Source organism: Halomonas sp. SL1, assembly GCF_003030865.2.
GTDB lineage: Bacteria > Pseudomonadota > Gammaproteobacteria > Pseudomonadales > Halomonadaceae > Halomonas > Halomonas halophila.
In genome coordinates this window covers 25,504-38,365 of record NZ_PYUQ02000004.1, presented here as the reverse complement: position 1 = coordinate 38,365, position 12,862 = coordinate 25,504, and the positions used below count along the sequence as shown (strand labels likewise).

12 protein-coding genes are annotated in these 12,862 nt (G+C 70.6%); 8 read left to right on the top strand and 4 right to left on the bottom strand.

Annotated elements, in window-relative coordinates; all coding sequences use genetic code 11:
* Positions 1–28 precede the first annotated feature (28 nt).
* Entirely contained in the window at positions 29–1,342 is a 1,314-nt protein-coding gene (locus C9J49_RS01130; RefSeq protein WP_107181171.1) for a 2-hydroxycarboxylate transporter family protein, read from the bottom strand.
* A 270-nt stretch (positions 1,343–1,612) separates the two neighbouring features.
* On the opposite strand from C9J49_RS01130, the gene C9J49_RS01125 reads away from it, so the two are divergent.
* From C9J49_RS01125 to C9J49_RS01120, 3 genes are read left to right on the top strand one after another with little or no spacing between them, the layout of a single operon-like run.
* Positions 1,613–2,722: a PAS domain-containing protein gene (locus C9J49_RS01125; protein WP_258393719.1), complete on the top strand. Its 1,110-nt coding sequence runs from the start codon at positions 1,613–1,615 to the stop codon at positions 2,720–2,722.
* A complete protein-coding gene (locus C9J49_RS17265; protein WP_258393718.1) occupies positions 2,706–3,251 on the top strand; it encodes a sensor histidine kinase in 546 nt (181 codons plus the stop codon). Before C9J49_RS01125 ends, C9J49_RS17265 begins: the two co-directional genes overlap by 17 nt.
* Before the next feature lie 30 nt (positions 3,252–3,281).
* Positions 3,282–4,001, top strand: a complete 720-nt coding sequence (locus C9J49_RS01120) for a response regulator (RefSeq protein ID WP_046078302.1) — start codon at positions 3,282–3,284, stop codon at positions 3,999–4,001.
* Between the two features lie 4 nt (positions 4,002–4,005).
* On the opposite strand, the gene C9J49_RS01115 is transcribed toward C9J49_RS01120, so the two are convergent.
* Positions 4,006–4,644 (bottom strand): TetR/AcrR family transcriptional regulator, encoded by a 639-nt coding sequence (locus C9J49_RS01115; RefSeq protein WP_107181170.1) that lies wholly within the window; start codon positions 4,642–4,644, stop codon positions 4,006–4,008.
* A 125-nt stretch (positions 4,645–4,769) separates the two neighbouring features.
* On the opposite strand from C9J49_RS01115, the gene C9J49_RS01110 reads away from it, so the two are divergent.
* Together C9J49_RS01110 and C9J49_RS01105 are read left to right on the top strand one after the other, a co-directional pair.
* Positions 4,770–5,960 carry an HlyD family secretion protein gene (locus C9J49_RS01110; protein WP_107181169.1) on the top strand — a complete coding sequence of 397 codons (1,191 nt, stop codon included), beginning with the start codon at positions 4,770–4,772 and terminating at the stop codon, positions 5,958–5,960.
* Positions 5,957–7,507 (top strand): DHA2 family efflux MFS transporter permease subunit, encoded by a 1,551-nt coding sequence (locus C9J49_RS01105; RefSeq protein ID WP_220084840.1) that lies wholly within the window; start codon positions 5,957–5,959, stop codon positions 7,505–7,507. The genes C9J49_RS01110 and C9J49_RS01105 overlap by 4 nt, the downstream gene beginning before the upstream one ends.
* Before the next feature lie 27 nt (positions 7,508–7,534).
* Here the strand turns inward: C9J49_RS01105 and mnmC are convergent, their stop codons facing one another.
* Positions 7,535–9,595 carry a bifunctional tRNA (5-methylaminomethyl-2-thiouridine)(34)-methyltransferase MnmD/FAD-dependent 5-carboxymethylaminomethyl-2-thiouridine(34) oxidoreductase MnmC gene (gene mnmC, locus C9J49_RS01100; RefSeq protein WP_107181168.1) on the bottom strand — a complete coding sequence of 687 codons (2,061 nt, stop codon included), beginning with the start codon at positions 9,593–9,595 and terminating at the stop codon, positions 7,535–7,537.
* Between the two features lie 226 nt (positions 9,596–9,821).
* Positions 9,822–10,121, bottom strand: coding sequence for a YciI family protein (locus tag C9J49_RS01095; RefSeq protein ID WP_035598333.1), 300 nt, complete (start codon positions 10,119–10,121; stop codon positions 9,822–9,824).
* A gap of 115 nt (positions 10,122–10,236) precedes the next feature.
* Here C9J49_RS01095 and C9J49_RS01090 point away from each other — a divergent pair, with 115 nt between their 5' ends.
* From C9J49_RS01090 to C9J49_RS01080, 3 genes are all read left to right on the top strand, one after another.
* Entirely contained in the window at positions 10,237–11,148 is a 912-nt protein-coding gene (locus C9J49_RS01090) for a PHP domain-containing protein (protein ID WP_046078300.1), read from the top strand.
* Positions 11,149–11,193: 45 nt separating this feature from the next.
* Positions 11,194–11,817, top strand: a complete 624-nt coding sequence (locus tag C9J49_RS01085) for an L-threonylcarbamoyladenylate synthase (RefSeq protein ID WP_035598338.1) — start codon at positions 11,194–11,196, stop codon at positions 11,815–11,817.
* A 233-nt stretch (positions 11,818–12,050) separates the two neighbouring features.
* Positions 12,051–12,827, top strand: coding sequence for a 5'-nucleotidase, lipoprotein e(P4) family (locus C9J49_RS01080; RefSeq protein WP_046078299.1), 777 nt, complete (start codon positions 12,051–12,053; stop codon positions 12,825–12,827).
* Positions 12,828–12,862 lie beyond the last annotated feature (35 nt).

Genomic DNA, 12,862 nt, shown 5'->3' with positions numbered 1-12,862 from the left:
CGCCGTTTGCGTCGCTGGCAGGCTCGCCTCAGGCGAACAGCAGCGGCACGACCACGCTGGAGATCAGCAGGATCAGGGCGCCGCCCAGCCGCGAGGAGATCTGCGCGAAGGGCATCAGCGACATGCGGCGCGCCGCGGACAGCACCGCCACGTCGCCGGTGCCGCCCATGTTGGCCATGCACAGGCCGGCGGTGATCGCCGACTCGATGGGGTAGAAGCCCACCAGCTTGCCGACCAGGCCAGCGCCGAAGGCCGCCCCGGCGACCACGGCGAACACGATCAGCACGTAGGTCAGCGAAATGGCGTCGATCACCTGGCCGAGGTCGGTGTAGGCGATGCCGATGCCGAACAGCAGGGCGAAGGTCCAGTTGCGGGCGACGAACTGGAACCACTGGGCGGCGGATTCGGTGACCGATGCCGGCAGCACGTCGAGCACCTTGAGGGCCGCGACCAGCACGATCATCAGCGCGTAGGGGTGCAGCGGGACGAGGGTGCCGAGGATCTGGCCGGCGGTGAACAGCATCAGGGCGGCGACGACGCCCACGCCCAGCTTGCCCAGGTCCAGGGTATGTTCGGGTTCCTCGACGTCGACGCCGGGCATCATCTGGCCGTCGCCGGTCAGCCCCGGGAAGCGCTTGCCGAGGCCGTTGAGCAGGCCGGCGATGATGATCGCGAAGACGTTGCCCAGCGCCAGGGCCGGCACCAGGATAGAGATGTAGTAGCTGGCCGGCTGGCCCAGCAGCTGCTCGTAGATCTGGCTCATCGGCACCGCGCCGGCGCCCATGCCGCCGCCGAGGATCGGCATGGCGATGACGACCACCGCGTCCTGGGCGGAGAAGCCGAGCAGCGCGCCCATGGCCACGGCGAACAGCGAGGCGCCGAGCACCGCGCAGCACAGCGGCAGCGCGTAGCGCGAGCCGACCTTGATCAGCACCTTGGCGTCCATGCCGAGGATGCTGCCGGTGATCAGCGCGGCGATGTAGAAGTTGAGGAAGCCGCCGCCCTTCATGAAGTCGGTGACGTTGTCGACCACCGGGGCGGGCAGCCACTCCAGATAGACCATGGCGGCGGCGCCGAAGATCGCCAGGATGGCGCCGCCGCCGAGGTAGGTCTTGACCACCGGCAGGCGGTCGCCGATGAAGCCCATCAGCTCGCCGAGCAGCATCATCACCAGCAGGGCGCCGATCATGCCGGTGGGCAGGCTGTCGGTGGCGATCGCTACCACCATCACCGCCAGGGCGAGGGCGAAGAACGGCAGCGGCATGCCGAAGATACGCTGGGCGAGCCAGGCACGGGGGGCCACGGACGGCGTCGCGACGGTATCCGTCAGAGATCGACTCATGGGAGCGCTCCTTGGGGATCGGCCTCGCGCGAGTCGCGCGGGACATCGTTGTTCGAAACTCGCCCTGGCGGCTTGGCCGCCAGGGCGCAGGGCTGGCGACGAGCATAGGCCCGCCATCTCTGGCGCCAAGATTGCGCAAGTTGTTAAAGCGTTCTGAAACTATTGAAAATATCGGCGTTCTTGACGGCACACCGTCACCATGTGGGGAATGCCACCAAGGTCGAATTCCGGCCGACAATCCCCTACGATCGCACCCACCGGAGTCTCCCCATGTCCCGTCCTCGCCTGCGTCTGAACACCTGGATCTCGCTGCTGGTCGCGGTGATGGTGGTGCTCTCGCTGGGTCTGGCGCTGTGGCTGTTCACCGCCCAGCTGCGCGCGACCCTGGAGGAGGATCAGGCCACGCGGGTCACCGATCTGGCGCAGACGCTCGCCGCCGATCCGGAGGTGCAGGCGGCGCTCCAGGGACGCATCGAGGCGCCCGTCGACGATGGCGCCCTCCAGGCACGCATCGACGGCCTGAGGCGCGCGCTCGGCGTCGACTTCATCGTGGTGATGGATGCCGGTGCGATCCGCCTGACCCACCCGGACCCCGAGCGCATCGGCCGGCACTTCCAGGGCGGGGACGAGGGTCGTGCGCTGGCCGGCGAGACCTATCACTCCCGGGCCGAGGGCACCCTGGGGACCAGCATCCGCGGCTTTGCCCCGGTGACGGCCGGCGACGGCGAGGTGGTCGGCGCGGTCTCGGTGGGCGTCACCCTGTCATCGCTGGCCCCGCTGCTGGCCGACAACCGGCGTGACGTGATGCTCGGCGTGCTGGCGCTGATGATCGTCGGCGGGCTGGGCGCCCGGGGGCTGGCCCAGGCCATCAAGCGCGTGCTGCTGGGCCTCGAGCCGCACCAGATCGCGCGGCTGGTCGAGGAGCGCCAGGCGATGCTGGCCTCGGTCCACGAGGGCATCCTGGCGGTGGATCGCCAGGCGCGTGTCACCCTGGTCAATCCGGCTGCCCGCCGGATGCTGGCCGAGGCCGGGCTGGGGGAGCCGGCGGTGGGAACGGCGGTGGCCGACTGTCTGCCGCACAGCGGCCTCCCCGAGCTGCTGAGCGGCGGCGAAGGCGGTGAGGGGGGGGCGCGAGCTCGATCGCGAGATCGATCTCAACCTCGACGGCCGGGTGGTGCTCGCCAACCGGCGGCCGATCCGCCATCGCGGGCGGACGATCGGTGCCATAGCCACCTTCCGCGACAAGAGCGAGGTCAACGCCCTGGCCGAGCAGCTCACCGGGGTCAGCCGCTACGCCGAGGCGCTGCGCGCCGCCACTCACGAGTTCAAGAACCAGCGCCACGTTATGTCGGGCTTGGCGCAGATGGGCGATCTCGATAGCCTGCGCGGCTACCTGGACGAGCTGGCCGACCATCGCCTGGCGCCGGGCATGGCCGTGGTGGAAGGCGTGGCCGATCCGGTGCTGGCCGGCTTCCTGCTCGGCAAGCGCAGCGAGGCCCGGGAGCGCGGGGTGGAATTCGAGGTACGTCTCGAGACGCCGATGCCCGAGCTCGGCGAGGCGACGCTGGTCCACGTCCTGGTCACGGTGCTCGGCAACCTGCTGGAGAACGCCTTCGATGCGGTCGAGGGACGCGACGAGCGGCGGGTGATGTTGACCGTGGAGGCGGACGCGGCGCTGCTGCTGCTGCAGGTGCAGGACACCGGCGGCGGCATCGACCCGAGCATCCGCGAGCGGCTGTTCGAGGCCGGCGTGTCCACCAAGGGCGAGCGGCGCGGCCTGGGGCTCGCCGCGGTGCGCGAGCGGATCGACGCCTGCGGCGGCCGCGTGGCGGTCTACAGCGAGGCGGGCAGGGGCACCCTGTTCGAGGTCGAGCTGCCCCGCGCGCCGGATACCGACGATGACGTTTGAGAACCCTGCCCGAGGGCGACGAGGAGAAACATGATGCGCGTACTGATCGTCGAGGATGACCCCATGGTCATGCGCCTCAACGTCGAGTATCTCAATCGGCTGGACGACATGCGGCTGGTCGCCCAGTGCGAAAGCGTGCCGGCGGCGCTGGAGGTGCTCGAGCGCGAAGACGTCGACCTGGTGCTGCTCGACGTCTATCTGCGCAACCGCAGCGGGCTGGAGGTGGCGCGCTACCTCCAGCGCAGCGGCCGCGACGTGGGCGTGGTGCTGATCACCGCCGCCTCGGAGCTCGACACGGTGCGCGAGGCGTGGCGGCTGGGCGTCAGCGACTACCTGGTCAAGCCGTTCGCCTTCGAGCGCTTCCGCGACGCCGTGCTGGCCTGCCGCCGGGCCCGCGACGCCCTGGACGAGCTGCCGGGCGAAGTGGCCCAGCGCGACATCGACCGGCTGTTCCAGCCCACCGCGCCGGCCAGCCCGCGCCGCCCGGGCGATCTGCCCAAGGGCCTGACCCTGCCGACCCTGGCCCGGGTGGCCGCGGCGATCCTGGCCCTGGACGACGAGGCCTTCGGCACCGAGGCGCTGCTGCCCGCCACCGCCATGTCGCGGGTCTCGGTGCGCAAGTACCTGAAGTATCTGGCCGAGGTCGAGCTGCTCGACGAGTCCTTCCACTACGGCCAGGTGGGCCGCCCCTCCTTCACCTATCGCTGCCTCGACCGGGGCGCGCTGCAGGCGCTGGCCACCTCGGCCTGACGGCTCAGGCCGAGGTCCCGCTCAGGAAGACCTCCGTGCAGCGGCGCGCGCGGGCCTCGCACTGCGCCGCGTCCCATTCCATCGGCCGGCCGAGCAGGGCGTCGAAGTGCCACTCGCCGAGCAGCATGCCCATGAACAGGCCGGCCGCCTCGCGCGGGTCATCGAGGGTCAGGCGGCCGCGCGCGGCCTGGTCGGCGAGATAGTCGGCCAGCGCCGCCCGGGTGCGGTCGGGGCCGCGGGTCAGGAACAGCTCGCCGAGCTCGGGCACCCGTTCGGCCTCGAAGGCCAGCCCCCGCACCAGGCGGATCACGCCCGGCTGCAGCACCAGCGCCAGCATGCGTCGTCCGAGCTCGAACAGCACCTCTTCCGGGGCCTGACGGTCGCGCTGACCTGCCTCCAGCACCTCCCAGGCGGTGGCGATGTGGCGCTCCATGGCCGCGGTGAACAGCCCCTCCTTGTTGCCGAACTGCTTGTACAGCGTGGCCAGCGAGCCGCCGGCCCGCGCCACCACCTCGTTGACGCTGGCCGCCGCATAGCCCTGCTCGAGGAAGACGTCGCGGGCGGCGTCGAGCAGCCGTTCGCGGCGGGCCACGCCGCGTGGCGTGAGGGGGGTGTCGGCGCTGTCGGGAGCGTGGCGGGACATCGTGACTCCTGGGACGAGTGGCGGAGAGACGGGCGCATTGTATCGCAGCCGTGATGCGCGGCGCTGGTGGTCATGTAGTGTAGCATTCATTACACTTGTGATTTGCCCACCGATCAGGAGACGTCATGGCAGCCGAGGACAAGCAGGTCGCGAACGCCGGCGAGACAGTCGGCGAGGGCGGCAGCGAGGGCGGTGGCGCACGCCGCTCGCGGGGGCGGGTCGTGGCCGGGCTGGTGACGCTCGTCGCGCTGGCGGCGCTGATCTGGTGGGCGATCGGCTGGTGGCAGGTCGGGCGCTTCGTCGAGGAGACCGATAACGCCTACGTGCGCACCGACAGCGTGGCGGTGCGCGCCGAGCTCTCGGCGCGGGTCGCCGAGGTGCTGGTGGACGACAACCAGCACGTCGAGCGGGGCGATCTGCTGGTGCGCCTGGACGACGAGAGCCATCGGGATCGGGTGCAGCAGGCCGAGGCCCAGCAGGCCGTGGCGGTGGCGTCGCTGACCCAGGCGCGTCGTCGGGTGGCACTGCAGCAGGCCGCCATCGATCAGGCCCGGGCGCAGCGCGACGCGGCCCAGGCCGACGTCGACCAGGCGCGCCAGCACCTCGAGCGCTCCTCGTCGCTGGCGGCCAGCCAGTACGGCTCCCGCCAGCAGCGCGAGGACGACCAGGCCGCGCTGCGCGTCGCCCGGGCCAATCTCGCCGAGAGCGAAGCGGCGCTGGTGTCGGCGCGTCGCCAGCTGGCGGTGGCGGAATCCGAGGTCGGCCAGGCCGAGGCCAACCGCGACGCCGCGGCCGCGGATCTCGCCTATGCCCGCCATCAGCTCGACAAGACCCGCCTGCGCGCGCCCCGTGCCGGCGTGGTCGGCAACCTCACCGTGGAGGCCGGCACCCTGGCGCAGCCATCGCTGACGCTGATGCAGCTGGTGCCGATCGAGTCGGCCTACGTGATCGCCAACTTCAAGGAGACCCAGCTCGAGCGAATGCGCGTCGGCCAGCCGGTCGAGGTGAGCCTCGACGCCTATCCCGACGTGACCTTCGAGGGCGTGGTCGACAGCCTGGCGCCGGCCACCGGCACCGAGTTCAGCCTGCTGCCCCAGGACAACGCCACCGGCAACTTCAACAAGATCGTCCAGCGGGTGCCGGTGAAGATTCGCGTCGTCGGCCCCGAGGACGCGCTGCCGCGGCTGCGCGCCGGCCTCTCGGCGGTGCCCGGCGTCGATACCCGCGATCTCGATCCCGAGCCTGCCCGGGGGACTGAACGCGAACCGCGCGTCGCCGATGCCAGCGAGGTGGCCGAGGCCGGGAGCGGCTCGTGAGCGAGGTGGCGGCCGGCGCCGAAGCGCGCCCCGATGACATGCCGCCCTGGCCGCAGCGGATCGGCTTCATCGCTGCGGTGTTCGGCATGTTCATGGCAATCCTCGACATCCAGATCGTCGCCAGCTCGCTCAACGAGATCCAGTCGGGGCTCTCGGCCAGCGAGGACCAGATCTCCTGGGTGCAGACGTCCTACCTGATCGCCGAGATCGTGATGATCCCGCTGTCGGGCCTGCTGATGCGCATTCTCTCGACCCGGGTCGCCTTCACGCTCTCCTGCGCCGGCTTCACCCTGGCGAGCCTCGGCTGCGCGCTGGCCGGCTCCATCGAGCAGCTGATCGTGCTGCGCGCCATCCAGGGCTTCGCCGGCGGGGCGATGATCCCGATCACCCAGGCGGTGAGCTTCTCGATCTTCCCGCGCCGGGTGATGGGCAGCGTGCAGGCGGTGATCGGCATGGTGGTGACCATGGCGCCCTCGGTCGGACCCACGGTGGGCGGCTTCGTCACCGAGTCGCTGAGCTGGCACTGGCTGTTTTTGGCCAACGTGGTGCCCGGCGTGCTGGTGTGCTGGGCGGCCTGGACCTTCCTCGACATCGACCGCGCCAACCACGCCCTGGCCAAGCGCCTGGACCTGATCGGCCTGGTGCTGATCGCGGTGTTTCTGGGCTCGCTGGAGTTCGTGCTCGAGGAGGGGCCGGGTGACGACTGGTGGGCCAGCGACCTGATCCTGGCCATGTCGCTGATCTGCGCCGCGGCCGGGGTGTGGTTCTTCGCCCGCACGCTGCGCCACGACCGTCCGATCGTCGACCTGCGTGCCTTCGCCAACCGCAACTTCGCCATCGGCGCCGGCATGGGCTTCATCCTCGGCATCGCGCTCTACGGGCTGGTCTACCTGATGCCGCTGTTCTTCGGCTACGTGCGCCACTTCTCGAGCCTGCAGATCGGCCAGGTGATGTTCGTCACCGGGCTGACGATGTTCCTGTGCGCGCCGGTGGCCGGTCAGCTCTCCAACCACCTCGACCTGCGCGGGCTGCTGTTCCTCGGCCTGCTGCTGGTCGGCATCGGCACCATGATGAACGCCAACCTGACCGTGGAGTCCGGCTTCTGGCAGTTCTTCCTGCCCCAGGTGGTGCGCGGCATGGGGCTGATCCTGTGCATCATCCCGGCCTCGCGCATCGCGCTCGGCACCCTGCCGCCCGCCGAAGTGGGCAACGCCAGCGGGCTGTTCAACGTGATGCGCAACCTCGGCGGCGCCATCGGGCTGGCGCTGATCGACACCGTACGCGACGTGCGCGAGGACTTTCACTGGAACCAGCTGATCCCGGCCATCGACACCGGTCGCGAGGTGGTGGTCGCCGAGATCGCCCGCTACGAGGCGATGCTCGCGGGCTCGGTGCCCGACGCCCACCAGGCGGCCCTCGGCATGCTGTCGCGGCGGGTGATGGAGCAGGCCCAGGTGCTGGCCTTCAACGACATCTTCCTGTGGATGGGTGCGATCTACCTGCTTAGCGTGCCGCTGGTGTTCCTGCTGCGGCGGATCGAGGCGTGAGGCCGTCCCCGCAACGGAGGTGAGTGCTCACCGACCACGAATCAGATCGCGGATCACGCGCCGCCCGGGATGCAGATGGTCGGCCAGCGGCGCCTCCAGCGGCAGCGGCTCGTCGCAGATCCGCGAGGCGATCAGCTCGGCGCACAGCGGCGCGCTTGCGAGCCCGCGGGAGCCGTGGGCGGCGCTGATCCACAGCCCCGGGTGATGGCGGCCGGGCGTCGCCGGGATCAGGGTGGCGTCCTTGGCCATGGCGGCATAGTCGCGGCGCCAGGCCTCGGCGTCGGGCACCGGGCCGGCGTAGGGCGACTTGTCGGGGCTGGCGGCGCGCACCGCGGCGCGCCCGTCCAGCGCTTCCGGCGAGAGATCGGCGCCGGCCTCGGCCAGTGCGGCGGCGTAGCCGGGCAGGGTGCGCTCGAGCTCCGCGAGGTTGAAGGCGTGATCGGCCTCGCGGGGCGTCGCATCGGCGTCGTTGGGGGCGAAGCTGGCGCCGAAGGTCAGGGTGCCGTCGATCGGCGGCATGACGTAGCCGCCGGCGCACACCACCCGCGCCGGCGCGGGGGCGCCTTGCGGCAGCGTCAGCCGCGAGATCTGCCCGCGCACCGGCTGCAGGGGCAGGGCGGCGGTCTGGGCGAAGCCGCTGGAGGCGCTGGCCGCGGCGATCACCACCTGATCGACCTCAATAGTGTCGGTGCCACCGTCGCCGGCCAGCGTCAGCCGCCAGCCGCCGTTCTCGTCGTCTTCCGCGATGGGCGAGAGCTCGCGCACCTCGCCCCGGTAAGCGCTCACTCCGTCGCTCGCCGCCAGCCGGCGGCACAGCGCATCCGGACGCACCCAGCCGGCCAGTGGGTAGTCGAGCCCGCCGTGGGACAAGCCGAGCCCGCCGTGGAGCAGGTCGAGTCCGACGAGCCGGGTGGCTTCCTCGGCGTCGACGCCGCGCACCACGCTCGCCGGCAGCGGATGGTTGGCGAGGAAGCGGGCCTGGCGGCGCGTCTCGCGCTCGCCGGTGGCCAGCTGCAGCACGCCGCCGGGCGACCACAGTGCGTGATCGGGGTCGAGAGCCTCGAGCCAGCGCCGACTGTGCAGCAGCCCGCTCAGGTAGGTGCGGCTCTGCAGGTTGGTGTCGGCGGCGAGCTTCACGTAGAGCGCGCCCTGGGCGTTGCCGGAGGCCCCAGCGCCGGGGGCTTCGCGGTCGATCAGCGTCACCGCCACGCCGCGACGGGCCAGGGCGGCGGCCACGGTGGTGCCGGCGAGCCCGGCGCCGATCACCGCCACGCGGCGGGCTGTTTGTACCGCGGGAGGTGTGAGCCAGGGCGTGGAGCCTCGGCGTTCGTCCGCCGGGGGCGTCTCGATCTCGCCGGCCAGCATCTCGCGCTTGCGGCCGAAGCCCGGCACCTTGCGCCAGGCGAAGCCGGCGGCCCTGAGGCCGCGCTTGACCACGCCGGCGCAGGTGAAGGTGGCGAAGGTGGCGCCCGGGCGCGAGCGTGAGGCCATGGCGGCGAACAGCGCGTCGTGCCACATCTCGGGATTCTTGGAGGGCGCGAAGCCGTCGAGGAACCAGGCGTCCACGGCGCCGTCGAGCAGCGCCAGGCGCTCGGTGGTGTCGCCGAAGTGCAGGTCCAGGGTCACGCGCTCGTCGAGCCACAGGCGATGCACGCCGGCCACCGGCTCCGGCCATTGGGCCACCAGCGCGGCGGCACGCTCGGCCAGGTCCGGCCAGGCCGCCAGCGCCCGGGCCAGGTCGTCGCGGGCGAGCGGAAACTTCTCGGTGGAGACCAGGTGCAGTCGGGCGCCGGCCGGGGCGTGAGCGTCGAAGCAGGCCCAGGCGCAGAGCATGTTGAGCCCGGTGCCGAAGCCGGTCTCGCCGATGACGAAGGGGCGCGGCGCCTGCCAGTCGCGGAAGCGCTCGGGCAGGCGGTTGGCGGCCAGGAACACGTGTTCGGTCTCGGCACGGCCGTCGTGGCGCGAGAAATAGACGTCGTCGAAGGCGCTGGAGTGGGGGGCGCTTTCGCCGCTGTCGTCCTGGCGCCAGTCGAGGCGGGCGCTCTCCAGGCCGGCCAGCGGCGGCAGATGATCGGGGGCGGCGGTCAAGATCGGCTCCGGACGTGAATCGGCTGGTCAAAAAATGATCGATTTCGCCGCGGCGCCTTTGCGACCGGGCTGGCGGCAGGACTCCGCGGCGTTTCAACAATGTTATCCACAGGAACTGTGGGGAAAACCCTTGTTGACAAGTGGCTTCGCGGCCGTTTTCGAGGGACGCAAAAAGCGAGCCGGCGACAGCTGCCGCCGGCTCGCTTCGTGGAGAAGGCGGTTCGGCCTAGGGCAGGGCTTTCTTGAAGGGCTTCACCGTCACCTGGGCGTAGACGCCGGCGATGATGTAGGGATCGGCGTCGGCCCAGGCCTGGGCGCTTTCCAGGTCGTCGAACTCGGCGACCACCAGGCTGCCGCTGAAGCCGGCCTCGCCCGGGTCTTCGCTGTCCACGGCGGGATGGGGGCCGGCCAGCACCAGGCGGCCCTCGTCGCGCAGCTGCTCGAGGCGAGCCAGATGATCGGGGCGGGCGGCCAGGCGCCGTTCCAGGCTGTCGTTCACATCTTCACTGATGATGGCGTAGAGCATCTCGGAATATCCTCGGCTGAGCGGCTCGCGCCGCGGGAGCGAGTGGCTCGGTTGACCAGGGTGGGTCGGGCGAGCACCATGGGTGTCTATTCTGTCAAAGACACCTGCCCGCGTCATGCCGAACCCCGCACTTCCCGCGCGCTTCGAGGGAAGCGATGCCCTCACCATCGATCTGCACATGCATTCCACTGCCTCGGACGGCGCCCTGTCGCCCACCGATCTGGTGGCGCTGTGCGTCGAGCGTGGGCTCACCCATATCGCCCTGAGCGACCACGATACCGTGGCCGGCGTGGAGGAGGCGGTGAGTGCCGGCGCGGACGCGGGGCTGGCCGTGCTGCCGGCCACCGAGCTCTCGACCCAGTGGCGCGGCATCAACCTGCACGTGGTGGGGCTGCTGCCCGAGGGCGCCAGCGGCGCGCTGGCCGACGGGCTCGTCGCCCAGGCCGAGGCCCGGGAGCGGCGGGCGGTGACCATCGCCGAGCGCATGGAGAAGATCGGCCTCGACGACGCCCTGGCCCGGGCCCGCGAGCAGGCCGGCTCTGACCGCCCACTGGGCCGGCCGGACTTCGCCAAGGCCCTGGTCGCGGCGGGCCTGGTGCCGGACATGTCCACCGCGTTTTCCAAGCACCTGGGCAACGGCAAGGCCGGCGACATCAAGGCGCTGTGGCCGCATCTGGCCGAGGGCGTGCGCTGGATCCTCGAGTCCGGCGGGGTGGCGGTGCTGGCGCATCCGCTGCGCCACAAGCTGACCCGACGCAAGCGCGGCCTGCTGCTGGACGATTTCCGCGAGGCCGGCGGCCGCGCCGCCGAGTTGATCAGCGGCTTCCAGAACGCCGACGTCACCCGCGACCTGGCCCGCCAGCTTCACGAGCGCGACCTGATGGCCTCGCTGGGCAGCGACTTCCACTTTCCCGGCGGCCACCTGGCCCCGGGCAGCATGAGCCCGACGCCGCGCACCTCGGTGGCGCCGGTCTGGACCCATCCGCGGCTGGCGGCCTGGATCGACCGAGCGGCGACCGCCGCCTGATTCGCCGTTTCACTCGTCCGACGTTCACAAGAACAGGGAGCGCCCATGAGCCAGTTCTTCCAGGTCCATCCGGACAACCCGCAGAAGCGCCTCATCGACCAGGCGGTCGAGATCATCCGCAAGGGCGGCGTGATCGCCTACCCGACCGATTCCGGCTACGCCCTGGGCTGCCACCTGGGCGACAAGAAGGCCGTCGAGCGCATCAAGTGGTTGCGTTCGCTGGACGACAAGCACAACTTCACCCTGGTGTGCTCCGACCTTTCGGAGATCGGCACCTACGCCAAGGTCGACAACGCCGTGTTCCGGCTGCTCAAGGCCCACACGCCGGGACCCTATACCTTCATCCTGAATGCCACCACCGAGGTGCCGCGACTGCTGCTGCATCCCAAGCGGCGTTCGATCGGCGTGCGGGTGCCCGACCATGACATCACCCGGGCGCTGCTCGACACTCTCGGCGAGCCGCTGATGAGCGTGACCCTGATCCCCGAGGGCGAGGAGCTGCCGATGACGGATGCCGAGGAGATTCGCGATCGCTTCGGATCGCATCTGTCGCTGGTGATCGACGGCGGCGCCTGCCACCTGGAGCCGACCAGCGTGATCGACCTGCGCGAGCTGCCGCCCACCGTGGTACGCGAGGGCCGCGGTGACGTCGCTCCCTTCCAGGACTGACCTTCCAGGACAGAGCAAGCCTCTCTTCCGCTTTCGTACCGGCTCGGCCTTCTGGTCGAGCCGGTTTTTTTATGGCTGCCGGCGCTCGGGCCGGGGCGGCAGTGGCGCCTTCCAGTGTTATTTGAACAGTCGATTAAAATAAAATATGATCGAATCGATTTTCTTCAATAACAAGGCGTAATCGGGTGCGAGTCGATGTCGTATCCGAGCGCGCCGATCACAAGGAGAACACCATGCCGATGTCCGCTTACCGCCGTGCCGGCGGTGTCGCCGCCCTGGCCGGCCTCATGGCCCTGCCGCTGGCCGCGCCGGCCGTCGCCGACGATTCCATGGTCTGTGCCCAGGCCGCCTATGCGATGGGCCTGCGTTACCAGCAGCAGTCGGCCGAGGTCGCCGCGCTGCAGCGCCAGGGCTTCGCGCTCGCCCGCTATCGGCTGGAGGATCGGCTCGAGGCGCTGGGTGAGGGTGTCGCACCGGCCATCATCACCGACCTCGACGAGACGGTGCTGGACAACAGCGCCCTGCTGGCTCGTGACATGGCCGAATGCCACGACTACACCACCTGGGACACCTGGAAGCACTGGGAGCGGGAGGGCGAGCCGCGCCTGATCCCCGGCGCCAAGGCCTTCCTGGACTACGCCGACGAGCACGGCGTGGCCATCTACTACGTCTCCGACCGCTACCAGGAGAACGAGGCCGACACCATCGCCACCCTGGAGACCCTGGACCTGCCGCAGGTCTCCGAGGACAGCGTCATGCTGCTGGGCCCGCCCAAGGCCGAGCGCCGCGCCAAGGTGGAAGAGGGGCACACCCTGGTGATGCAGCTCGGGGACTCGCTGCACGACTTCTCCGGCGCGTTCGCCGATGCCGATCTCGCCGGTCAGCACGCTCTCGTCGAGCAGAACGCCGAGCGTTTCGGCCAGGACTGGATCGTGTTCCCCAACGCCGGTTATGGCGACTGGAGCGAGGCCGAGCTGGACGCCTGGGACGCGCCGCTAGAGACCGAGTGAGTCGACCGCTTCGAGAACGCGCCCGCGAGACGCCT